Below are 22,709 nucleotides of genomic sequence, written 5' to 3'. Positions count from 1 at the left end.
CTTATCACGGTCTGTTTTTGTATTAGAGATTGCCGAGAATATCTAGTGCGTCGCTTAGTTTCTTAACGGTAAAGACTTCCATACCTTTAATCGGTTTTTTAGGTGCGTTGCCGTGAGGAATAATCGCACGTTTAAAACCGTGCTTCGCCGCTTCGCTGATACGTTCTTGACCGCTCGGTACCGGACGAATTTCTCCGGCTAATCCCACCTCGCCGAATACGACCAAATCTTGCGGTAACGCACGATTTCTAAAACTGGAAATTAACGCCAAAATTAGGGCGAGATCGGCACTGGTCTCGGTCACTTTTACCCCGCCGACCACATTGACGAACACATCTTGATCCGACATTTGCAAACCGCCGTGGCGATGTAACACCGCAAGTAAGAGCGATAAACGGTTGTGATCTAAACCTACGGCGACACGGCGAGGATTAGCCAACATCGAATGATCAACCAACGCTTGAATTTCGACTAATAACGGACGGGTTCCTTCCCAAAGCACCATCACGGAACTGCCCGGCGTTTGTTCATCGCTACGGCTGAGGAAAATCGCGGAAGGGTTTTTTACTTCTCGTAAGCCTTGTTCGGTCATGGCAAATACGCCCAATTCATTGACCGCACCGAAACGGTTTTTCTGGCTGCGTAAGGTACGGAATCGAGAGTCCGATTCGCCTTCCAGTAAAATTGAGGCGTCAATACAGTGTTCCAACACTTTCGGGCCGGCAAGTGTCCCGTCTTTGGTGACGTGTCCGACCATAATAATCGCTACTTGGCGGTTTTTTGCATAGCGAGTCAGAAACGAAGCGCATTCCCGCACTTGCGAAACGCTACCGGGAGAAGATTGAATATCGGCAAGGTGCATGACCTGAATTGAGTCGATTACCATAATTTTCGGCTTTTCTTGGTCGGCGATATTACAAATATGCTCGACCGAAGTTTCTGAAAGCATCTTGAGATTGTCGGTCGGTAAGCCTAAACGATTCGCTCGCATCGCCACTTGTTGTAGGGATTCTTCACCGGTCACGTAAAGGGTCGGCAAATCTTTAGACAAACCGCACATTACTTGTAAAAGCAGAGTGGATTTACCGGCACCGGGATGGCCGCCGATTAAAATTGCCGAACCCGGCACGACACCGCCGCCCAGTACGCGATCCAATTCATTAAAGCCGCTGCTAAAACGAGGCACTTCTTGTAAGCTGATTTCGGATAAAGTTTGAACTTTACCGGAGGTTTCGCCGGCATATCCGCTGAAGCGGTCGCTTTTTGTTGCTTCTTTACTCGAGATAAGTCTGATTTCACTCACGGTATTCCAAGACTTACATTCTTTGCATTGCCCCATCCAACGAGAATATTCCGCGCCGCAATCATTACATACATAAGCTGTTTTTGGTGCTTTAGCCATTTTGACCTCTGAATTTGTTAAAACAATATAATCATAGCAAAAGATACTGAGTAAATAAACAGCTATAAATATTCTGTTTTTGCGATACGGATCGCAGAAGTCGGTCATCTTACTGGTTAGCGAAAACAAATTATTGCAGACTGTTTAGTAAGCAGATCTTAGATATGATAAGGAGAGGGATATGCAAAAATTAAGTCTTATTCGACCGCTTACTAACGCGTTTACTTTAATTGAATTGATGATCGTGATTGCGATTATTGCCATTTTAGCTACGGTTGCAATTCCGTCATATAACAGTTATACCCAAAAAGCGGCGCTTTCGGAGCTATTGGCGGCATCGGCTTCTTATAAAACGGATGTCGAGATCTGCATATATAACACCGGAGATTCTAAAAACTGTAGCGGCGGTCAAAACGGTGTCAGAAAAATGACGGAGCTTAGACAGGCTAAATATTTAAATGCCATTACGGTGGAAGGCGGAACGATTACAGTAACGGGGAAAGGGAATCTACAGGAATACGGTTATACGATGACACCGATTCATAACGGTAGCACTATTTCTTGGGAAACGAAATGTAAAGGGGAGGACTTAAGTTTATTTCCGGCAAATTTCTGCGCATCAAATTAAATTTTTCGGAGCAAGATATGCAGTATTCCGTATGTGATGTAAACAATCGGCAAGTATTCCGGATTTCCGAGGAACAGTGGCAAAAAAATTATGATGAACGTCATATCTTATTACGTTATCTCACCGTACCGCTTCGGGAAGACCAACAAACATTATGGTTGGCAATCGATGATATGAATAATCTCAGTGCTTGCGAGATTTTTGCTTTTCTTACGCATAAGCGAATTGAGCCGGTATTGGTCTCTTCCGAAGAATTGAAATACCTGCTCGGGCAATTAATGCCGGAACAACAATCGGTATATGACGAAACGGAATTACCTTATCAACCTTTAGCACAAGCGCAGCATTCGGATGTTAATGATCCGATTATTCAAGTGTTGGACGGCCTGTTTAAATACGGTTTAAAACATAATGCTTCGGATATTCATTTTGAACCGCAAAAAGACAAAATGTTGATTCGATTACGTATCGACGGCGTGTTACATCCGTATAAATCATTTTCTCTCCAACTTGCCAATCGACTTATTTCTCGCATTAAATTATTAGCTAAACTGGATATTAGTGAATCCCGTCTTCCGCAAGACGGGCAATTCGGTTTTAAGACAATCTTATCCGAAACATTGGATTTCCGTGTTTCGAGTTTACCGACTTATTGGGGCGAAAAAGTCGTTTTACGGCTACAAAAAAATAAACCGACGCATTTTGATTTTACTACGTTGGGCTTCTTGGCGGAGCAGAAGGAAAAGTTGTTGCGGGCATTGCGGCAGCCTCAAGGATTAATATTAGTTACGGGACCGACCGGCAGTGGTAAAAGTATTACCTTATATAGTGCGTTGGATTATTTAAATGACAGTAAAAGGCATATTTTGACCGCCGAAGATCCGATAGAAATCGAACTTGAAGGCATAATCCAAACGCAAATAAACCCGGCGATAGATTTAGGGTTCAGCCGGCTATTAAGAACGTTTTTACGACAAGATCCGGATGTGATTATGTTAGGTGAAATTCGTGATCAAGAAAGTGCCGAAATTGCATTAAGTGCGGCACAAACCGGGCATTTAGTGCTTTCGACCTTACATACCAATGATGCGCCTTCGGCAATCGAACGCTTATTGCAGCTCGGTATCAAAGAATATGAAATCAATAATTCGTTATTACTTGTCGTGGCGCAACGTTTAGTTCGTAAATTATGTACCGAATGCGGCGGAAAAGGCTGTAAATATTGTTATCACGGCTACAGAGGCAGAATCGGCGTTTATCAACTGTTTTCAAAAAATGGAAAAATTTTTGAGAAATCGACCGCTTGTTTGGATTTTGAAAACTTATATCAAAGTGCGCAACAGAAATTCAAGACGGGAATCACTTCATTAGAAGAAATCGAGAGAGTGTTAGGTCATGTTGAAAGTGTATGAATTCCATTGGAAAGCTAAAAATCGTTTTCAACAACTTCAGAAAGGAAAAGCGTTAGCTTGTCATCGAACGGAATTGGAACGGCGTTTATTAGCAAAAGGCTATTCACAGATCCGTATCCAACGTAATTTTCGTTTTGTCACACAGGCTTCTTCAGAATCGATTACTCAAGTAATTAAACAGTTGGCGCTTTTACTGAATGCCGCAGTCCCTTTAAAACAAGCGCTGAATATGTTGTTAGAAAATACTTATCATATTCGGATCTATATGTGGCTGAATGATTTAAACCGTTTGATAGAATCGGGTTATACAATGTCGTCAAGTTTAACCAAATTGAATTTATATTTGGCGAAATCGGAAATACAGCTGGTACGGATTGGCGAACAAAGCGGGCGATTAGGCGAAATTTTGCAAAATATTGCGGTAAATCGCTATCAAACCGAAAAATTACATAAGAAAATAAAAAAGATAATGTTTTATCCTGTCGTCACTTTGATTATTTCCGTTGCGCTTTCTCTCGCCATGCTCCTTTTTATCGTGCCGCAATTTATCGAGCTGTATTCCGGTCGTGAAAAGCCGCTTCCTTTAATTACACAAATGCTATTTACATTATCGCTCTTCTTACAACATTCTTTATTACAGGTAACGATAGTCAGTTTATTAGCGGTCGGTTTTTTCCGTTTTTTTGCAAAAAAATATCGATTTTTAACCGCTATAAAAAACGGGGTGTTAAGTGCTTTGCCTATTTTTAATAAGATAGTCGAAAACGTTCGTATAGTATTTTTTAGTCAAAATCTCGGCTTGATGCTAAAAGCTCATATTCGGCTGGAAACGGCGTTAAATACCTTTCTTGCTACACAATCGCAAGATTTGAGGTTACAAAAAGAGATAGAAAATATTTTAGCGCAATTAAAACAAGGTTATCGCTTTTCCGAAAGTATTAATGCGAGTGTGTTCGGTACTCAAGTAGTACAAATGCTTGCCATTGGCGAACAGAGTGGGAATGTAGCGCAGATGTGTAGCTATATCGGGGAGTTATATCGACAACAATTGGATGATCAGATTGAACTGTTATCGCAGCTGCTTGAGCCGATCTTAATGCTGATTATCGGATTAATTATCGGTACGGTTTTGATCGGATTATATTTACCGATTTTTGATTTAGGCGGACTAGTCGGAGGCGGTTAGTGACAATAGCGCAATTCGTTATCGTAATGAGTTCTCCGATTTTCGCATGGTGGTGTAAGCGAAGTATTCCTCAATTTGCAGAATATATTAATCGGCAAATTTACTCTGAATATTCGACGTTATTACCTATAGCATACAGCTATCAAGATTTTCGCAATGCTTCAAATTTACAGCCGAAATATAAATGGTGGGGCAATCTTTTTTATATCGTTTTTCCTCTGCTTTCTTTTGGAATTACTGATCCCGTCGTTGCGTTGCTACTGATGATTTTATGCTTTCTATCGGCTTTAGATTATTGTTATTACTTAACGGATATTCGCTATGTTGCTGCGGTCTTTGTTTTGGCATTATTACATTCGGTGGAAATGGCTTATCAAGAAAGTCTGCTTTTTTGCTGTCTTTTCTTTGGTATGCTGGGTTTATGCTCTCATTTAATCTTTAAAAAAGAAATATTGGGAAGCGGGGACAGTTTATTGTTTATCGCTCTCTCGCCCTTATTCTCATTGGAAGAGGTTTTTCTTTTATTATTGATCGCTTCCTTTTCCGGTATCGCGTTTTATCTGTTCTATTTCTTAGTGATGAAAAAAACACTTAAAAAATTACCCTTTATTCCTTTTATTAGCTTTTCGACTTTCGTGCTAATTATTGATAAAATTTATATCTAATGGTTAGTATGGGAATTACAAATGAGCTATGTAGTCGGTTTAACCGGTGGAATCGGAAGTGGCAAAACGACAGTCGCAAACTTATTTGCCGAACTCGGGGTGCCGTTAATTGATGCGGATATTGTTGCACGCCAAGTGGTTGAAAAGGGCTCTCCGCTATTGAGCAAAATTGCCGAGCATTTCGGCGATGAGATTTTAACCTCGCAAGGCGAACTGGATCGAGCCAAGTTACGCCAAATCATCTTCCGACAGGAACAAGAGAAAATATGGTTAAATAATTTGTTGCATCCGGCCATTCGCCAAGAGATGTTAAGCCAAATACAAGCCTGTTCCGAACCATATTTATTATTTGTGGTGCCGCTACTGATTGAAAATAACCTTACTGAATTTTGTGACCGAGTAATCGTGATTGATGTAGAGCCTGCTATTCAGCTGGAACGAGCAACCAAGCGAGATCAAAGTAAGGTTGAAACGATTAAAAGCATTATGGTATCACAAGTTAGCCGAACAGAGCGACTGCGTTATGCCGATGATGTGATTGAAAATAATTTACCGTTGGAACAGGGGCTTGAGCGTATAAAAACACAAGTCTTCGCCTTACACCAACAGTATTTAGATTTAGCAAAAGATAAGGAAAGCAAATGTCAGAAACTATCGTAAATTGTCCGACTTGCAATCAAGACGTGATTTGGAAGCCGGAAAGTAAATATCGTCCGTTTTGTAGCGAACGTTGCCAATTGATCGATTTGGGGGAATGGGCAAATGAAGAAAAGCGTATTGCGGCAGTTGAGAATGATGTGATGACTTCGGATTTAGAAGGGCATTACTAACCAATAACTATGACGGAAGCTATTGCAAATTTATCATAAAATTTAACCGCTTGTAACAGCTCCCGTTTTTATTTCTCTATTCAAAATAGGCGGAAAAGCGTTCTAATTCCAGCCAAATCTCATCACTAAATTCTTGTTTTACTTGCTTTTCCAATTCCGCTAAGCGTTGAATAAGTTGATACAATTTTTTATACGTTAAGCGTTGTACTGCGGCTTGATAAAAAGGACGGCGATTTTGCCAGACCTTCAAGCGGTCGAATTCCGCACGTAAATTACCCATATATAACGGCTGATTGCTATTTTGCACTGGTTGCGGAGAACGAGTAATTTCCAGTAGCACCAGTAGCTCTTTTTGAATAATACGTAACAAGACAACCGGTTGAACTTCTTCGTTTTGTAGATGTTTTAAAATACGTTCCGCACGAGCAATTTTGCCTTCTAATAACGCATCAATCCATTGAAATGGTGAAAATTGAGCGGATTGTTCCACCACTTCTTTAGCGCGAGCCAGTGAAATTTTTCCGTCGTTAAAGCGGAGTTGCAGCATCTGTAACGCTTGTTTTAGCGCTAATAAATTTCCTTCATAGCTATAACAGAGCAACTGAATGGCTTCCGGCTCAATCTGCAATTCCATAGCTTTGGCTCTATGTGAGATCCAAGTCGGTAATTTAGCCATTTCCGGCGTTTGGCAATTGATTTGTACGGTTTGTGCTTCGATTTGTGTGAACCATGCTTGCTTTTCCATTGCCTTACTGAATTTTGGTAAGCAGAGAATCAACAATAGATCCGGATGGCTAAAACGGCATAACTCCGCAACATTTTTCATTTGTGCTGCAGTTGGCGCTTCTGGCAGGTTGAGAATAATAATTTGGCGATTAAAGAACAAACCGTTTGATTGTGCTGCCTCAAACAGATCTTCCCATTTTGTGTCATTTGCAATACTGACTTCTTGTTTCTCATCGAAATCCGCTAAACGAGCGGCTTGCACGATGTGATCTTTACTTTCGTTAATCAGTAGAAGATCGTTGCCTGTCAGTAGATAGAAAGGGGAGAGGCTTTTAGATAAAAGGTTAGGAAGTGCTTCAGGGAAAACTTTTTGCATATTGAAAACCACGGATTACACGGATAAACACGGATTGCCCGCTTGCAAAAAAGTGCAAGAATTTAACTGCTTGTTTGCGTGAAATCCGTGTTATCTGTGGTTAATGAATTATTTAGCTTGATTTAATTCTTTATGTAAACCGGCCATTTTGATGATAAGCTGGCGAGAAGCTTGCTCATACATATCTTTCATAATCATTTCTTGCTCTGCCGATTTTGCCAATGCGGCACGAGAGTCATCAAAGAAAGTACGGTGAACGGAAACTTCTAACGGATATGCGCCTTTTTTCGGTACATCCACGATTGCTTGTACATTTAACGTGAGTAATTTTTCCGCTTCACGCGCTTGTTTAAACACTGAAACGACTTTACTGCCGCTTGAAGCACCAACAAGACGTAATTTAGCGACGCCTTCTGTTGCGGAAACTAATTCTACATCGTTAAGTTGTAGTTGATGACGTAAAGTACGTGACATATCGCTATGCTGATCGGCGCTTTCAAATGTCAGTGTACGCAGATCTTGCGGTAGCACTTCATTGTTTTTGAAGTGCCAACCGCAAGCGGTTAAACCGAGAACGGCTAAAAGAGAGAGTTTTTTTAACATTGGGAACTCCAATCAAAATAGGGTTGTAGAGAAGTGCTACATATACCCATTTCCGTAATATTCACAATAAAGGGCGAACATAGTTCGCCCTCATTGCTATTAGGCTATTAGGCTTTTACCGCAAAACTTAACATCTTATACGGTACATAGATTTCTTTCACGATTTCTACGCCTTCTAAGAATTTCGCTACGTTTGCATCCGCTTTCGCAATTGCTTTGACTTCATCTTCGGTTGCTGTTGCCGAAACGGTAACTTTACCACGAACTTTACCGTTTACTTGTACCACAACTAATTTTTCGTCTTCAACCATTGCTGACTCATCTGCAACTACCCATGGCGCAAAGTCAATCGTATCGTTATTACCTAGCGCTTGCCATAATTCGAAACAGATATGTGGCGTAATTGGGTAAAGCATACGTACAACCGCACTTAATGCTTCCGCCATTACCGCTTTGTCTTGTTCGTTTTCAAGTGGTGCTTTCGTCAGCTTGTTCATTAATTCCATAATCGCCGCGATTGCGGTATTGAATGTTTGACGGCGACCGATATCGTCAGACACTTTCGCAATGGTTTTGTGTACGTCACGGCGAAGTTCTTTTTGTGCTTTGCTTAATGCGGCTACATCTAATGCTGCTGTCGCAGGATTTTGGCTATATTCATACACTAAATTCCACACACGACCTAAGAAGCGTTTTGCACCTTCCACACCGGATTCTTGCCATTCAAGCGTCATTTCTGCCGGTGAAGCGAACATCATAAATAAACGTACTGTGTCCGCACCGTATTTTTCCACCATTTCTTGCGGGTCGATACCGTTATTTTTCGATTTCGACATTTTGGTCATACCGCTGTGAACTAACTCACGGCCTTCCGGATCAGTCGCTTTGATGATGCGACCTTTCTCATCACGCTCAAGCGTGACTTGTGTCGGGCTAACCCAAATACGCTCGTTAGTCGGGCTGGTGTAATAGAACGCATCAGCAAGCACCATACCTTGACATAAAAGTTTAGTTGCCGGTTCGTCAGAGTTCAAAATACCCGCATCACGTAACAATTTGTGGAAGAAGCGGAAATAGAGCAAGTGCATGGTTGCGTGTTCGATACCGCCGATATATTGATCGACTGGTAACCAGTAGTTTGCCTCGTCAGAATCTAACATACCTTCGTGATATTGCGGGCAAGTATAGCGTGCATAGTACCAAGACGATTCCATAAAGGTATCGAACGTATCGGTTTCTTTTAACGCAGGTTTGCCGTTGTAAGTGGTTTTCGCCCACTCAGGATCAGCTTTGATCGGGCTTTGTACGCCGTTCATTACCACATCTTCAGGTAGAATGACCGGTAAATCTTGCATCGGCACTGTTACTACTTCGCCGTCTTCGGTCGTCATCATTGGGATTGGCGCACCCCAGTAACGCTGACGAGATACCCCCCAGTCACGCAGACGGAAGTTTACTTGGCGTTTACCCACTTTCATCGATTCTAATTTATCGGCAATCGCATTGAATGCTTGCTCAAAATTTAAATCGTCAAATTCAGCCGAATTAATCAATTTACCGTGCTCGGTATAAGCGGCTTTTGAGAAATCCCATTCGGAACCGTCAAGCGGTTGAATTACTTGATTAATTTGCAAACCGTATTTTTGAGCAAATTCAAAGTCACGTTCATCGTGTGCCGGCACAGCCATTACTGCTCCTGTACCGTAGTGCATTAATACGAAGTTAGCAACCCAAACCGGTACTTCTTTATCTGTTAGCGGGTGGATAGCGAACAAGCCGGTTGCCATCCCTTTTTTCTCCATTGTTGCTAATTCTGCTTCTGCAACTTTGGTGTTTTTCGCCTCACGAATAAATTCTGCAAGTGCAGGATTGTTTTCTGCCGCCATTTCCGCTAATGGATGAGCAGCGGCAATCGCAACATAGCTCACACCGAAGAAGGTATCCGGACGAGTGGTGTAAACCGGTAATTCCGCATTTGAACCGGCGATTTTGAAGGTGATTTCAACCCCTTCAGAACGACCGATCCAGTTACGTTGCATGGTTTTTACTTGATCAGGCCATTGCGGAAGATTATCTAAGTGAGTTAATAACTCTTCGGCATAGTCGGTAATTTTGATAAACCATTGAGGAATCTCACGTTGTTCTACCGGCGTATCACAACGCCAACAACAACCTTCGTGCACCTGTTCGTTTGCAAGCACAGTCGCATCGTTCGGACACCAGTTTACCGTTGAGGTTTTTTTATACACTAACCCTTTTTTGTAAAGTTCGGTGAAGAACCATTGTTCCCATTTGTAGTATTCCGGACGGCAAGTGGTGACTTCTCGATCCCAGTCATAAGAAAAGCCCAACATTTTGAGCTGACCTTTCATATATTCGATATTTTCGTACGTCCATTTTGCCGGCGCCGTGTTATTTTTTACCGCCGCACCTTCCGCCGGTAAACCGAAAGCATCCCAACCCATCGGCTGTAACACGTTTTTACCAATCATACGTTGATAACGAGAAACCACATCACCGATTGTATAGTTACGTACGTGACCCATATGTAATTTACCGGACGGATACGGCAACATTGAAAGGCAATAGTATTTCTCTTTTGTTACATCTTTAACCGCTTTAAAAACTTTATTTTCTGCCCAGAATTGCTGAACTTTAGGTTCAATTGCACTTGGGTTATATTGTTGTTGCATAAATTTTAACCTTTGAATCTTATCGAAAAAAATTACTGTTAGCATACCTTAAAAACGACTTTTTTTGAATGGCAAGCGGTCGGATTTTAGGGATTTTTTGCAAGCGAAGGAAATTATCCGAAAGTAAAGAAGTAATTTGTAGGAAACGTATTTTATTTTGTGACAACTGTCAAAAAATAGAAGTTTTGTTTTTGCTTTTTATTTATCTAACGGGATAATGTGAATCTATAAAATTATAGAGGAGAGTCAATATGAAAAATATGTTGTTAATGAGTGGTTCCAAATATAAGGATACGGCTTATTTAGTACATACTTTACCGTGGTTAGCACAATTCTTAGCAGATTATAAAGGTAAGAAAGTCGCTTTCGTACCGTATGCGGGAGTACGTCGTTCATTTGATGAATATGAAACGGCCGTAAAAAACGCATTACAATCTTTAGAGCTTGAGATCGTATCGGTGCATCGAGGTAAACAACATCGCGATATTATCGAACAAGCGGATGTAATCGCAATTGGCGGCGGTAATACGTTTTGTTTATTGAAGCAAATGTATGAGCATGACTTACTGGATGCCATTCGAGCCAAAGTCAATAGCGGAACGCCTTATTTCGGCTGGAGTGCCGGTGCGAATGTCGCAGGCAGCTCGATTATGACTACCAATGATATGCCGATTACTTACCCGCCGTCTTTTAATGCGTTAAATCTCTTTCCGCATCAAATTAATCCGCACTTTATTTCCGGCAAAATGCAAGGGCATAACGGCGAAAGTCGAGAAGAGCGTTTAGAAGAATTTTTAATCGTTAATCCGCAATCTTTGGTTTATGCAATGCCGGAAGGTACCGCATTACATATTCAAGGCGAACAAGCGACCGTACTTGGTGCACAAGATATTCTCTGTTTTAGTGAAAAAATGCAACTTGATACTAAAGCGGTAAATTCAACATTTAATTACTAAGGAATTTATTATGGATGAACTCAAACCTTTTGTTGCCATTCTCGGCATTGTGGTCACGGTTTACCTGTTGATTAAAAAATATGAAACCCGAACGGTATTAATCGGTATCGGTTTGATTATGTCGGTTGTAACGCTTAATCCGATGGGAGCATTAGATGCCTTTGCTAAATCAATGACTTCAAGCGGTCTGATTATGGCGATTTGTTCCAGTATGGGTTTTGCCTATGTAATGAAATATACCCAATGCGATACGCATTTGGTGCATTTGCTGACTAAACCGTTAAGCGGTCTTAAATTCTTTTTAATCCCGATTGCGACCATTATTACTTTCTTTATTAACATTGCGATTCCGTCTGCGGCAGGTTGTGCGGCTGCGGTGGGGGCAACCTTAATTCCGGTATTAAAAAGTGCGGGAGTACGCCCTGCAACCGCCGGTGCGGCGATTTTGGCAGGAACATTCGGTTCGATGATGAGCCCGGGTTCTTCTCACTCGGCAATGATTAGTGAAATGTCGAATTTAACTATTACCGAAGTGAACCTTTCCCATGCGCCTTATACCATGATCGCCGGCGCTATCGGCGCAGTCGCTTTGACTTTAATGGCAATCATTTTTAAAGATTACGGTGAAGAGCATCGTAAAGCTTATTTAGCTGAAAACCAAAATGCGGAAACCAAGTTTAGCGGCGTTAATCCGTTATATGCGCTTGCTCCGTTATTACCGTTAATTATCCTTGTTATCGGTGGTACAGAATTACAAAAAACACCGGGCTTAGAATGGACAAAAATGGGCGTACCGCAAGCGATGTTAATCGGTGCGATTTATGCAATTATTGTTACGCGTATTTCGCCAGTGAAAATTACCGAAGAATTCTTCAACGGTATGGGTAATTCGTATGCTAATGTTCTCGGTATTATTATTGCCGCAAGCGTATTTGTATCCGGCTTAAAAGCAACTGGTGCGGTAGATTCGGCAATTGAATTCCTTAAACACTCAAATGAATTTGTCCGTTGGGGGGCGACTATCGGTCCGTTCCTAATGGGGATTGTGACCGGTTCGGGCGATGCGGCGGCGATTGCGTTTAATACTGCAGTAACGCCTCACGCAGTGGAATTGGGTTATACCCATGTGAATTTAGGTATGGCGGCAGCGATCGCCGGTGCTATCGGTCGTACAATGTCACCGATTGCTGGGGTAACCATTGTTTGTGCGGGCTTGGCTATGGTCAGTCCGGTCGAGATGGTAAAACGTACCGCACCGGGTATGATTTTAGCCACCTTGTTCTTGGCGTTGTTTATGTTGTAAAACATATTAAGGAAAAGCCGCACTGAAATGATCTGCACCCCAAAAGTGCGGCTTATTTTTTATCTGATTAAATTAGGATGATAGGTGGTGATTATGTCAATCGATTTAGAAAAACTTATAGCTTGGCGCAGAGAGTTCCATCGTTTCCCGGAAACAGGTTGGTCTGAGTTTTGGACAACAAGCCGTATTGCCGACTATTTAGACGAAATGGGCGCTGAATTATTATTAGGTAAGAAAATTATTAATGAGGAATTTGTACGCGGTCGCAATAAAAATGTGGTCGAGCAAGGTATTACGAATGCAATTACATATGGAGCAAAACAAAAATGGCTCGATAGAATGGATGGATATACGGGATGTGTCGCGGTTTTTGATTCGGGCAAAGCAGGCAAAACGGTTGCGTTACGTTTTGATATAGATTGTGTGAATGTGTCGGAAACAAAATCGGATGTTCATATTCCCAATCAATTGGGATTTGCATCATTAAATAACGGTTTTATGCATGCTTGCGGGCATGACGGACATATTGCAATGGGATTGGCAACGGCATTGTGGTTATCGCAGAATAAAGACAAATATAGCGGTAAAGTAAAAATAGTATTCCAACCGGCTGAAGAAGGGGTTAGAGGTGCTGCGGCAATCGCTGCAAGCGGTGTAATTGACGATGCGGACTATTTTGCCAGTTCACATATCAGTTTCTGTGCTAATAGCGGAACGGTGTTGGCAAACCCTCGTAATTTTCTTTCAACCACTAAAATTGATATTCGATATTTCGGACAACCGGCTCATGCCGGTGCGGCTCCGCAAGTCGGTAAAAACGCATTACTTGCAGCGGCACATGCGGTCACTCAATTGCATGGTATTGCTCGCCATGGGCAAGGTATGACGAGAATTAATGTCGGGGTATTGAAAGCGGGAGAAGGACGTAATGTTATTCCTTCAAAAGCAGAACTTCAATTGGAAGTTCGAGGTGAGAATAAAGAGATTAATCAGTATATGGTTGATCAAGTTATGCAGATTGCGCAAGGTATTGCGATCAGTTTCGGTGTAAGCTATGAAACGGAAATCATGGGCGAAGCTGTTGATATGGTTAATGATCCGGAATTAATTAAATTGATTGAGGACATTGCGATTGCTCAACCTGAAGTGCATGATTCGACCTCTGACTATGCTTTTAATGCAAGTGAGGATGCGACGATTCTAGGCAGAAGAGTACAAGAGCGAGGCGGTAAAGCAATTTATTTTATTGTCGGAGCGGATCGTACTGCGGGTCATCACGAAGCCGAGTTTGATTTTGATGAAAAACAATTACTTACCGGTGCAAATATCTATACTACATTAATTCAGAGATTATTGAATTAGGAATATTTGAAAAAATAAAAGCCAACTCGGCAAATTTGAGTTGGCTTTTCTACTTGATAAGAATATTTCGTTAAGCGGTAATCACTTCCACACCGCCCATATATGGACATAATACTTCCGGAACAGTGATTGAACCGTCAGCGTTTTGATAGTTTTCAAGTACCGCAACTAACGTACGACCCACCGCTAAACCTGAGCCGTTTAAGGTGTGGACTAAGCGAGTTTTCTTATCGCCTTTCGCTTTGCAACGTGCAGACATACGGCGAGCTTGGAAATCCCACATATTTGAGCAAGAAGAAATCTCACGGTAAGTATTTTGTGCCGGTAACCAAACTTCTAAGTCATAAGTTTTTGCTGAACCGAAGCCCATATCGCCGGTACAAAGTAAAACTTTACGGTATGGTAAGCCTAAAAGTTGTAATACTTTTTCAGCGTGACCGGTTAATTCTTCTAACGCTTCCATTGATTTTTCCGGTGCAACGATCTGTACCATTTCCACTTTTTCGAATTGGTGCATACGAATTAAACCGCGTGTGTCACGACCGTAAGAACCTGCTTCAGAACGGAAACACGGCGTGTGTGCCGTATAACGTAACGGTAAGCTGTCTTCATCAATAATTTCGTCACGCACTAAGTTTGTTACCGGTACTTCCGCCGTTGGAATTAAGCTGAACGGACGTTGCGTTTCGTTAGGATCTTGACCGGTTAATGGTTGAGTATGGAATAAATCTTCACCGAATTTCGGTAATTGACCGGTACCGAACAGCGTGTCGTGATTCACTAAGAACGGTACATTTGTTTCCACATAACCGTGTTGTTCGGTATGAAGATCTAACATAAATTGCGATAAAGCACGGTGTAAACGAGCAAGTTTACCTTTCATGACCACAAAACGGCTAGCGGTTAATTTTACGCCGGCAGCAAAATCTAAACCGTTTAACGCCTCACCTAATGCCACGTGATCTTTTACTTCAAAGTCAAATTGACGAGGCTCGCCCCAACGTGACACTTCTAAGTTTTCCGTGTCGTCTTTACCTAACGGTACTTCGTCAGCCGGTAAGTTCGGCACAGATAAGAGTAATTCACGAATTTCCGCTTGAACTTGGTCTAAAGCGACTTTCGCTTCGTTTAATTCGTTACCCATATTATACACTTCCGCTAATAACGCAGAAATATCTTCGCCGCGAGCTTTTGCCGCACCGATATTTTTCGAACGGGCGTTACGTTCCGCTTGTAAGGTTTCTGTTTTAACTTGAAGTGCTTTACGTTTTTCTTCCAATGCTTTTACACGCTCTACATCAAGGGTAAAACCACGTTTAACTTTAAGTGCATTTGCAACATCGTCTAAATTAGTACGAAGAAGATTTTGGTCGATCATTTTTTATTCCTTAATTTTTAATTGTGACCACGGACGGCACAGGCAACACGGAGAGGCAAAAAACAGGTCAAATTTGACCGCTTGTTCCGTGCTTGCTGTTATCCGTAGTTTTTGAAATTAGCCACGATTTGCGTTTTTCATAATACGCTGTTTCGCTACTTGCCATTCACGGTCTTTAATGTCCTCACGTTTATCGTGTAGTTTTTTACCTTTTGCTATGCCGACTTTCACTTTCGCCCACGCGTTTTTCCAGTAGAGCGATAATGCCACAATCGTCATACCGTCTCGATTTACTTTACCGAATAGCGAATCTAATTCACGTTTATTCAATAATAATTTACGGGTGCGAGTCGGATCACAAACAATGTGAGTAGAAGCCATATTTAATGGTGTGATGGTTGCACCGAATAGAAACGCTTCGCCGTTACGAAATGTCACGTAACTGTCGCCGATATTCGCTTTACCGGCACGCAACGATTTTACTTCCCAGCCTTGTAATTCTAAGCCGGCTTCAATTTCTTCTTCGATAAAATATTCATGACGAGCACGTTTATTCAACGCAATCGTATTCGAAGCTACTTTTGGTTTTTTTGCCATAATTTAAAAAGATTGAGAAAAATTTATAAGATTCTACCGCAAAGCCGCCTAACAGTGAACAGTAACCGTTTAAAATCAAGTGACAAGCGGTTAAATTTGCGAAAAATTTTGCAAAAATAACCGCTTGTGATGACTATTCCAACATATCTGCCAATAAGAACTGTAATACCGCATCCATACGTAAATGCGGAATCGATTCGCTGTAGGCGAGTGGTTTAGGCTCGAATTGGTCGAACTCAAATCGGTTAAACTGCCAATAGTTTGCATCAGGCAAGCGGCTTGGTACTGTGCCGGGGTAAAGCGTTACTTGTTTTTTATCGGTTGAACGAATACCTCGAATCGCTTTAATTTGCGTACCGTTTTGGGTAACCACCACCGGATCGGTCGCTCGAATTGCCGAAATAGCGTGATAGCCGGTTTCAATACCGTCAAAAGCGGCGTGTCGTCCGCCTTCTTGCACTAATTGACGCATCAGGCTTTCTAAATTCGGTAGTTGATCGCTGGTGATATGATCCGCTTTGGTCGCAATAAATAATAGCTTATCGATATTGGACGAAAACAGGCGATGAAATAACGAACGATTGCCATAATGAAAATGTTTAAACAATTGCTGCAAGCCGATTTTCATTTCTAAAAATGCCTCTAAGCCGTGGTTTAACGGCGTTAAACAATCGGCAAGAATCACTTGACGGTCGAATTGTGAAAAATAGTCTTCATAAAACGGTTTAACAATCTTTTGCTGATATTGATTGTAACGTTTTTTAAGCATTTGGAATGTACTGTTTGCCGGCGAGTTCTCGAGTTTTTCCCAATCCGCTTCACTTAAATCTAATAACGGAAAGAACTGAAAAACCGGCGCACCTTTTGAATTTTCAGTCGGTAATACAAATCGTCCCGGCTGAATATATTGCATACCGGCTTGTTTACATTCCAACAAATAAGCCGTGTAAATTTCGCTTAATTCGGCAAGTTGGTTTTCGTCCGCTTTGGCAAAAAGATCTAATTTTTTGACCGCTTGTAACCAAGGCTGCGCCAGTTCCGCACGTTTTCCTTTATGCACTAATTGCTGAGCTTGCGACCATTGCTTGAAAGATTGCGAGAGTAGCGGTAAGTCCAACAGCCACTCGCCCGGATAATCGAAAATATCCAAGTAGAGCGTACCGGTTTCTTTTAAATGTTTGAGTAAACCGTCTTGGCGTTGGTAACGGATTGCTAAGCGAATTTCGCTGATACCTGTGGTGGAAGGTGCCCATACAGGCGGATCATTTTCCAAACATTGGCGGTTTTTATCGTATTCAAAACGGGGAATAGTTAAGTCGCCCTGTTCAACTCGCTTTACCGAAAGGATTTGCCCGTTGCGAGCTGCTCCAAATAAATTGACGTGCGCATGGCTATCTTTATTGATATGCAATAGCTGATCGACAAAACTGGTAATAAATGCAGTTTTGCCGCTACGGCTTAAACCGGTCACGGCAAGGCGAAGATGATTGTCTAAACCGCGTTGCACAAATTTGTGCAGTTTGTTTTGGATTTTGTTAAACATTTCTCGAATACGCTGTAAATTGCTAAAATAAATTGAATTATACAACTAAATAAACGGGATAACCTTAATGGAAAATGAAATCGAGCTAAAAATCATGCTAAAAGCGGAGAATGTAGAAGCATTGGCGGATTGGTTTACACAACAGAATGTTTTAGCGCAAGCAACCGATATATTAGGGAATACTTATTTTGATACGCCGGAACAGTTTTTTGCCCAGAGCAAGATGGGGTTACGTGTACGTAACCATAATCAAAAGTACGAGATGACTTTAAAAACCAAGGGTGAAATTGTCGATGGGTTGCATATTCGTCCCGAATATAACTTACCGTTGGCAAGCTACCAGCCGGATTTCAAGCGGTTAAATTCGCACTTTAATTTGCAAATCCCGCAAGCGGAACAGATTGCGCAACAGCTTTCGCCAACTTTTAGTACCGATTTTACTCGCCGTAAATGGCTAGTCGGGCTTAATCAATCGCAAATTGAAGTGGCATTAGATCAAGGTATGATCAAAAACGGTTTTGGAGAAGAAGCGATTTGTGAATTGGAGTTGGAACTTAAAAGCGGCAGCTTAACTGATATATTGGCTTTACTAAAACAAATTCCACGCCAAGACGGTATGTGGTTTAGCAATTTAAGCAAAGCGCAACGAGGTTATTTAGTTGGACAAGCGGTTAAATTTAAGCAACAAATTAGCAAAGCGATCGAGAGTAGTTCCGGTGAAGCGTTACTGCAACAATTAGCGGATTATATTCGTACCGTTGAGCAAGATTTGGAAGTGCTAGATTGTTTTAATCAATTAGCCGGTTTGCAATTAAACAGTTGGGCGCAAGCGCAGCAATATTTAACAAGCAAAGCCTATTTTGAAGAGAATCTAGCAAAAATCGAACAACGTTTAGCGAAAAACTAAAATAAAAAGAACGCCACTATCATCGTGCATAGTGGCGTTTGCTTTATTTGGTTACTTCAAATGTTTGAGGTGGGAAAATGATGTCATTAACTTGAATGGTTAAACTATATTTTCCTTTCGGGTCACTCTTTTCAAATCGCCAACAGTTATCTAGACGTTCATTATTGGAACTCGTCATACGAGTAGTAATTTTATGCGTTAAGCGATCTGCGGAAGTGCTTACGCTGCCGGCAGCCGAACCAAATTTTGAAGGTGCAGGAGATTGAAAGATTTCGATCACTTCGTTACTTGCTTTAAACGGCATATTAAATACGACCCAACACAGCTGGTGTGTTTTACTTAACGAAAGTCGATTATTTTCAACCGCTCTACCGACTTTATTACTCATATCCAATACTTGTACTTTTAGCATAGGTTGCATATTGGTCGCCGGAGTTTCAGCGTAGCCGAAAATACTGGCACAACTTAACATTGCGATAGCGAATAATTTTTTCATGAATTGTTCTCCGATGTATTGTTTTGGTGTGCTTCTCTTAAACGATTGGCAATAATTTGAATTGCTTCGCCGCTACTTACGCCTTGCGCCATCAATTCTTGAATTTGTTCAACTGCAGCTTGTTGCTGCTCGTGTGTTAAAGACAGTAATGCATTATCCATATTAGTTTATATCAGATTGAAAAAAATATTGGGAAATTCCAGTTAAAGGTAAGAAATACATTTTGCCATTGTTCGTCAAGCGGTGCAAAAATTTCGATTTTCTGCGCGGTTTTCGGATGCGTAAATTTCAAAAAATGCGAATGTAGCATTAATCGGTCGCAACCGGTTTTCTCGGTTAGAGTACGATTTTGGTGCAAGTCACCATATTTAGTATCGCCCATAATCGGATGAAATAGATGCTTCATATGGCGGCGAAGTTGATGCTTTCGTCCGGTTTTCGGTAATAATTCAACCAAACTGTAACGTGCGGTTTGATGTTTGCCTGCCGGATAGGGCATTTCGACACTTGCAAGATTTTGGTAAAATGTGACCGCTTGCTGTGCTTCTTTCGGTTGCGAAAACTTATCGGCAATTTTGTCTAAAATCACTTTTAGCGGATAATCAATCTCGCCTTTGTCGAGCAGATAGCCTCGTACTACCGCTAAATAGCCTTTTTCCAGTTGGTGCTGTTCAAACTGTTCGCTCATTAAGCGAGCCATTTTACTATTTAATGCAAACAATAACACACCGGAAGTCGGGCGATCTAAGCGATGAACTGGGAAAACGTGCTGACCGATTTGATCACGTAACGTTTGCATTGCAAATTGCGTTTCGTGTTTATCCAGCCATGAACGGTGGACTAACATGCCTGCCGGTTTGTTGATTGCAATCAGTTCATCATCACGATATAAAATTTCCAGTTCCATTTAGTCCTTTAATAATAATTCAATCAATAACACCGGCTGATGAATTGCTTTTAAATAGCTTTCGTCTTTTAGGGCTTCTTCCAAGTAAGGCGTAATCGAAAAGTTGCGTGGTAAATCCGCACCGGCGTCTAAAAGTGCGTGCATACGAGGAATAAAAACCCATTGTAACCATTGAGTCGGGCTAAGTGTGCCGATACAAAACGGCTGATCGTTCGCTAAATCTTCCAAGCTTGGTGCAACCGCATCCCATTGCTTATGCGTACGTAATGCAATTTCTAAATCGGTTAAGTGTTGTCTAACTTTGGTTTTCATATTTTATTTAATTAAGTTCGTTAATCCAGTTTGGGTAAATCAGGTTTAAGGTACGTTCCATAGTTTCATAAACGGCTTTCGCAATAAACTCCGTGATTGGTTGATAATTGCCTAAATCACCTAACGCCAATGCACGATAATAGTCAGCTCGATTCTCCGCTTTTAAAATAGTCACTTGGAAACCGGCTTTCATTAATTCTAAATTCATCAATAAACGCCCGGTACGTCCATTACCATCAATAAAAGGATGAATCGCCACAAATTTGTTATGTAGCATAGCAATGCGTTCAATCGGTTCCAATGTATTGAGATTTTCTTGGTTCCAAAGCATTAATTCTTCCATTTGCGGATGAACTAAAAAAGGTTGTGGCGGTTGATGTTCCGCACCGTTAATGACTACCGGTACATTACGGTATTGCCCGGCTTCTCGTGCTTTATCGGTTTTTTGTAGTAACAAATAATGGAAATTTTTTATTGTCGCTTCTGTTAGCGGTGCATTTTCTTTTACGAGATCAGTTAAGTAACCAATCGCCTCTTGATGGCTAATAATATCTAAATGATCTTTAAACGGTTTACCGTTGGCGGTAATTCCGCTTTCAAGTAGTACGCGTGTTTCAAATATATCTAATGTATTTCCCTCTATCGCATTGGATTGCTGATTATATTTCAGCATTAAATCCGCTTGAATGTTTTTCATTACGGCGACATTGAGAGGACGATGCTTATCAAGCAAAGTCCGCATTTTATGAAGTTTGGTAATAAGCATAGTGAATTTATTGATAAATAAAAATATGTGCCGTATTCTATCATTATCTGTGTTATCCACCAATTCATAATAAAAAGAGAAAATATGCAAAACCAACCTACTATTCTGCAAAAAATCGTACAAGATAAGGCCGTTTGGGTCGATAACAAACAAAAAACCTTTCCACTTTCGCAATTCCAACAGCAAATTGTTACCGCTGATCGGGATTTTTATGCCGCACTGGCTGCGGCTTCACATCAAGTACCGGCTTATATTTTGGAATGTAAAAAAGCCTCGCCATCCAAAGGCTTGATTCGTGCCGAATTTGATTTAGATGCGATTGCGCAGGTCTATAAACATTACGCTTCCGTGATTTCCGTACTGACCGACGAGCAATATTTTCAGGGCGATTTTCGTTATATCGAGCAAGTTAAACGCCAAACAATGCAACCAATCTTATGCAAAGATTTTATGATTTCTCCGTATCAGGTGTATTTGGCTCGTTATTCAAATGCGGATGCGATCTTGTTAATGCTCTCGGTATTAGATGACGAAACGTATCGCACATTGGCGGATTTAGCTCACTCATTAGGTATGGGCGTTTTAACCGAAACCAGTACCGAGCAAGAATTTGAGCGAGCGTTAGCATTAGGTGCAAAAGTGATTGGCGTGAATAACCGTGATTTACATACGCTGACGGTGGATATGAATCGCATTGTACGTTTGGTAGAAAAATATCAGGAGCAAATTCCGGCAGATGTCCGTTTGATTTCAGAATCAGGCATTTATGATCATACGCAAGTGAAAGCGATTAAGCCGTTTGCGCACGCATTTTTAATCGGCAGCAGCTTAATGGGCAGTGCCGATTTAAATAATGCAGTACGTTCGGTGATCTTCGGTGAAAATAAAGTGTGCGGATTAACTCGCCCACAAGATGTCAAGGCAGTGTATGAAAACGGCTTTTTATACGGGGGATTAATTTTTGCCGAAAATTCGCCTCGCCAGTTATCGTTACGTCAAGCGCAGGAATTAGTCGTGAATGTACCATTGCGTTATGTCGGCGTATTCCAAAATCAAGCGGTCGAATTTGTCGAAAAAATGGCAAAACAGCTTGAGTTATATGCGGTTCAGCTACACGGCTCAGAAGATGAATCCTATATTGCCGAGCTGTCAGTGAAATTAGCCGGAAAAACGCAAATTTGGCAGGCAATTTCGGTTGATGTTCAAGCGGAAACGGCTGTTTATCAAGATAATCCGTTAGTGGCACGTTATATTTTGGATAGCAAACACGGTACACAGCAAGGCGGTACGGGCAAGGTATTCGACTGGAATATCATTCCAATTGAATTAAAACAAAAAGCAATGCTTGCCGGTGGGATTTCGGCTGAAAATATCGAACAGGCTCTAGCACAAGACTGTTTAGGCGTCGATCTGAATTCCGGTGTAGAACAGCATAAAGGCGTAAAAGATTTAGCAAAAATCACCGCTTGTGCGGAGAAAATTCTCAAAGCCTAAGAATTGTGATAGACTTTAGCAAATAACACTTAACCAAGAGAGGAGAGAAAAAATGGGTACTTTAGGTTATTCAATGATGACTGTTGTAGCGGCATTAGGTATGATCGTAATTTTCGCTTACAATATCTTCTAATCTGTTACTGCGGAAAAGCACGGAAAGCACAGAA

At 41.4% G+C, this 22,709-nt stretch carries 23 protein-coding genes; 11 read left to right on the top strand and 12 right to left on the bottom strand.

All coding sequences use genetic code 11. The features are described from left to right. Nucleotides 1–22: 22 nt before the first annotated feature. The gene (radA, locus tag DRF63_RS04680) at nucleotides 23–1,402 is read right to left on the bottom strand and encodes a DNA repair protein RadA (protein ID WP_005597398.1); all 1,380 of its coding nucleotides are present in this window, start codon (nucleotides 1,400–1,402) and stop codon (nucleotides 23–25) included. Nucleotides 1,403–1,583: 181 nt separating this feature from the next. Here radA and DRF63_RS04675 point away from each other — a divergent pair, with 181 nt between their 5' ends. Genes DRF63_RS04675 through yacG form a run of 6 tightly spaced genes read left to right on the top strand, consistent with a single transcriptional unit; the run spans nucleotide 1,584 to nucleotide 6,123 of the window. Further along, nucleotides 1,584–2,030 (top strand): prepilin-type N-terminal cleavage/methylation domain-containing protein, encoded by a 447-nt coding sequence (locus DRF63_RS04675; RefSeq protein ID WP_005597397.1) that lies wholly within the window; start codon nucleotides 1,584–1,586, stop codon nucleotides 2,028–2,030. A gap of 17 nt (nucleotides 2,031–2,047) precedes the next feature. Then, nucleotides 2,048–3,442, top strand: coding sequence for a GspE/PulE family protein (locus DRF63_RS04670; RefSeq protein WP_005597396.1), 1,395 nt, complete (start codon nucleotides 2,048–2,050; stop codon nucleotides 3,440–3,442). Next, nucleotides 3,426–4,628, top strand: a complete 1,203-nt coding sequence (locus DRF63_RS04665) for a type II secretion system F family protein (protein WP_005597394.1) — start codon at nucleotides 3,426–3,428, stop codon at nucleotides 4,626–4,628. The genes DRF63_RS04670 and DRF63_RS04665 overlap by 17 nt, the downstream gene beginning before the upstream one ends. Before the next feature lie 26 nt (nucleotides 4,629–4,654). Then, nucleotides 4,655–5,293, top strand: coding sequence for a prepilin peptidase (locus DRF63_RS04660; RefSeq protein WP_005597392.1), 639 nt, complete (start codon nucleotides 4,655–4,657; stop codon nucleotides 5,291–5,293). 21 nt (nucleotides 5,294–5,314) lie between these two features. Then, complete coding sequence (coaE, locus tag DRF63_RS04655) at nucleotides 5,315–5,953, top strand: dephospho-CoA kinase (RefSeq protein ID WP_005597390.1); 639 nt, start codon at nucleotides 5,315–5,317, stop codon at nucleotides 5,951–5,953. After that, the gene (gene yacG / locus DRF63_RS04650; protein ID WP_005597388.1) at nucleotides 5,935–6,123 is read left to right on the top strand and encodes a DNA gyrase inhibitor YacG; all 189 of its coding nucleotides are present in this window, start codon (nucleotides 5,935–5,937) and stop codon (nucleotides 6,121–6,123) included. Before coaE ends, yacG begins: the two co-directional genes overlap by 19 nt. 76 nt (nucleotides 6,124–6,199) lie before the next feature. Here the strand turns inward: yacG and holA are convergent, their stop codons facing one another. The 3 genes from holA to leuS all read right to left on the bottom strand — a co-directional run bounded on the left by holA (nucleotide 6,200) and on the right by leuS (nucleotide 10,521). After that, nucleotides 6,200–7,225, bottom strand: a complete 1,026-nt coding sequence (gene holA / locus DRF63_RS04645; RefSeq protein WP_005612206.1) for a DNA polymerase III subunit delta — start codon at nucleotides 7,223–7,225, stop codon at nucleotides 6,200–6,202. 108 nt (nucleotides 7,226–7,333) lie between these two features. Then, nucleotides 7,334–7,828 (bottom strand): LPS-assembly lipoprotein LptE, encoded by a 495-nt coding sequence (locus tag DRF63_RS04640; protein WP_005597385.1) that lies wholly within the window; start codon nucleotides 7,826–7,828, stop codon nucleotides 7,334–7,336. A gap of 107 nt (nucleotides 7,829–7,935) precedes the next feature. Then, complete coding sequence (gene leuS / locus DRF63_RS04635) at nucleotides 7,936–10,521, bottom strand: leucine--tRNA ligase (RefSeq protein WP_005597382.1); 2,586 nt, start codon at nucleotides 10,519–10,521, stop codon at nucleotides 7,936–7,938. Nucleotides 10,522–10,772: 251 nt separating this feature from the next. Here leuS and pepE point away from each other — a divergent pair, with 251 nt between their 5' ends. The 3 genes from pepE to DRF63_RS04620 all read left to right on the top strand — a co-directional run bounded on the left by pepE (nucleotide 10,773) and on the right by DRF63_RS04620 (nucleotide 14,142). Then, nucleotides 10,773–11,477, top strand: a complete 705-nt coding sequence (gene pepE / locus DRF63_RS04630; RefSeq protein WP_005597380.1) for a dipeptidase PepE — start codon at nucleotides 10,773–10,775, stop codon at nucleotides 11,475–11,477. Between the two features lie 10 nt (nucleotides 11,478–11,487). Then, nucleotides 11,488–12,780: a C4-dicarboxylate transporter DcuC gene (gene dcuC, locus DRF63_RS04625; protein WP_005597377.1), complete on the top strand. Its 1,293-nt coding sequence runs from the start codon at nucleotides 11,488–11,490 to the stop codon at nucleotides 12,778–12,780. Nucleotides 12,781–12,873: 93 nt separating this feature from the next. Further along, complete coding sequence (locus DRF63_RS04620) at nucleotides 12,874–14,142, top strand: M20 family metallo-hydrolase (RefSeq protein ID WP_043991820.1); 1,269 nt, start codon at nucleotides 12,874–12,876, stop codon at nucleotides 14,140–14,142. A gap of 70 nt (nucleotides 14,143–14,212) precedes the next feature. Here DRF63_RS04620 and serS read toward each other — a convergent pair whose 3' ends face one another. The 3 genes from serS to DRF63_RS04605 all read right to left on the bottom strand — a co-directional run bounded on the left by serS (nucleotide 14,213) and on the right by DRF63_RS04605 (nucleotide 17,660). Next, the gene (gene serS / locus DRF63_RS04615; protein ID WP_005597374.1) at nucleotides 14,213–15,520 is read right to left on the bottom strand and encodes a serine--tRNA ligase; all 1,308 of its coding nucleotides are present in this window, start codon (nucleotides 15,518–15,520) and stop codon (nucleotides 14,213–14,215) included. 117 nt (nucleotides 15,521–15,637) lie between these two features. Continuing rightward, nucleotides 15,638–16,117, bottom strand: a complete 480-nt coding sequence (gene smpB / locus DRF63_RS04610; protein WP_005597373.1) for an SsrA-binding protein SmpB — start codon at nucleotides 16,115–16,117, stop codon at nucleotides 15,638–15,640. 133 nt (nucleotides 16,118–16,250) lie between these two features. Then, entirely contained in the window at nucleotides 16,251–17,660 is a 1,410-nt protein-coding gene (locus tag DRF63_RS04605) for a YcjX family GTP-binding protein (protein ID WP_043991824.1), read from the bottom strand. 67 nt (nucleotides 17,661–17,727) lie between these two features. Here DRF63_RS04605 and DRF63_RS04600 point away from each other — a divergent pair, with 67 nt between their 5' ends. After that, nucleotides 17,728–18,567, top strand: coding sequence for a CYTH domain-containing protein (locus tag DRF63_RS04600; protein WP_005597371.1), 840 nt, complete (start codon nucleotides 17,728–17,730; stop codon nucleotides 18,565–18,567). A gap of 43 nt (nucleotides 18,568–18,610) precedes the next feature. Here DRF63_RS04600 and DRF63_RS04595 read toward each other — a convergent pair whose 3' ends face one another. The 5 genes from DRF63_RS04595 to DRF63_RS04575 are packed head-to-tail and all read right to left on the bottom strand — an operon-like array spanning nucleotide 18,611 to nucleotide 20,979. Further along, nucleotides 18,611–19,063: a hypothetical protein gene (locus tag DRF63_RS04595; RefSeq protein ID WP_005597370.1), complete on the bottom strand. Its 453-nt coding sequence runs from the start codon at nucleotides 19,061–19,063 to the stop codon at nucleotides 18,611–18,613. Next, complete coding sequence (locus DRF63_RS04590; RefSeq protein WP_005597369.1) at nucleotides 19,060–19,224, bottom strand: YoaH family protein; 165 nt, start codon at nucleotides 19,222–19,224, stop codon at nucleotides 19,060–19,062. Before DRF63_RS04590 ends, DRF63_RS04595 begins: the two co-directional genes overlap by 4 nt. 11 nt (nucleotides 19,225–19,235) lie before the next feature. After that, nucleotides 19,236–19,970 carry a tRNA pseudouridine(65) synthase TruC gene (gene truC / locus DRF63_RS04585; RefSeq protein WP_005597368.1) on the bottom strand — a complete coding sequence of 245 codons (735 nt, stop codon included), beginning with the start codon at nucleotides 19,968–19,970 and terminating at the stop codon, nucleotides 19,236–19,238. After that, on the bottom strand, nucleotides 19,971–20,282 hold the full coding sequence (locus DRF63_RS04580; RefSeq protein ID WP_005597367.1) for a YqcC family protein: 312 nt from the start codon (nucleotides 20,280–20,282) through the stop codon (nucleotides 19,971–19,973). 7 nt (nucleotides 20,283–20,289) lie between these two features. Beyond that, nucleotides 20,290–20,979, bottom strand: coding sequence for a Fic family protein (locus DRF63_RS04575; protein WP_005597366.1), 690 nt, complete (start codon nucleotides 20,977–20,979; stop codon nucleotides 20,290–20,292). A 153-nt stretch (nucleotides 20,980–21,132) separates the two neighbouring features. Between DRF63_RS04575 and trpCF the strand changes: the two genes are divergently transcribed. Further along, nucleotides 21,133–22,542 carry a bifunctional indole-3-glycerol-phosphate synthase TrpC/phosphoribosylanthranilate isomerase TrpF gene (gene trpCF, locus DRF63_RS04570; RefSeq protein ID WP_005597365.1) on the top strand — a complete coding sequence of 470 codons (1,410 nt, stop codon included), beginning with the start codon at nucleotides 21,133–21,135 and terminating at the stop codon, nucleotides 22,540–22,542. Nucleotides 22,543–22,709 lie beyond the last annotated feature (167 nt).

Source organism: Actinobacillus pleuropneumoniae, assembly GCF_003290385.1.
Classification (GTDB): domain Bacteria; phylum Pseudomonadota; class Gammaproteobacteria; order Enterobacterales; family Pasteurellaceae; genus Actinobacillus; species Actinobacillus lignieresii.
This window is presented reverse-complemented; position numbering and strand designations above follow the sequence as displayed.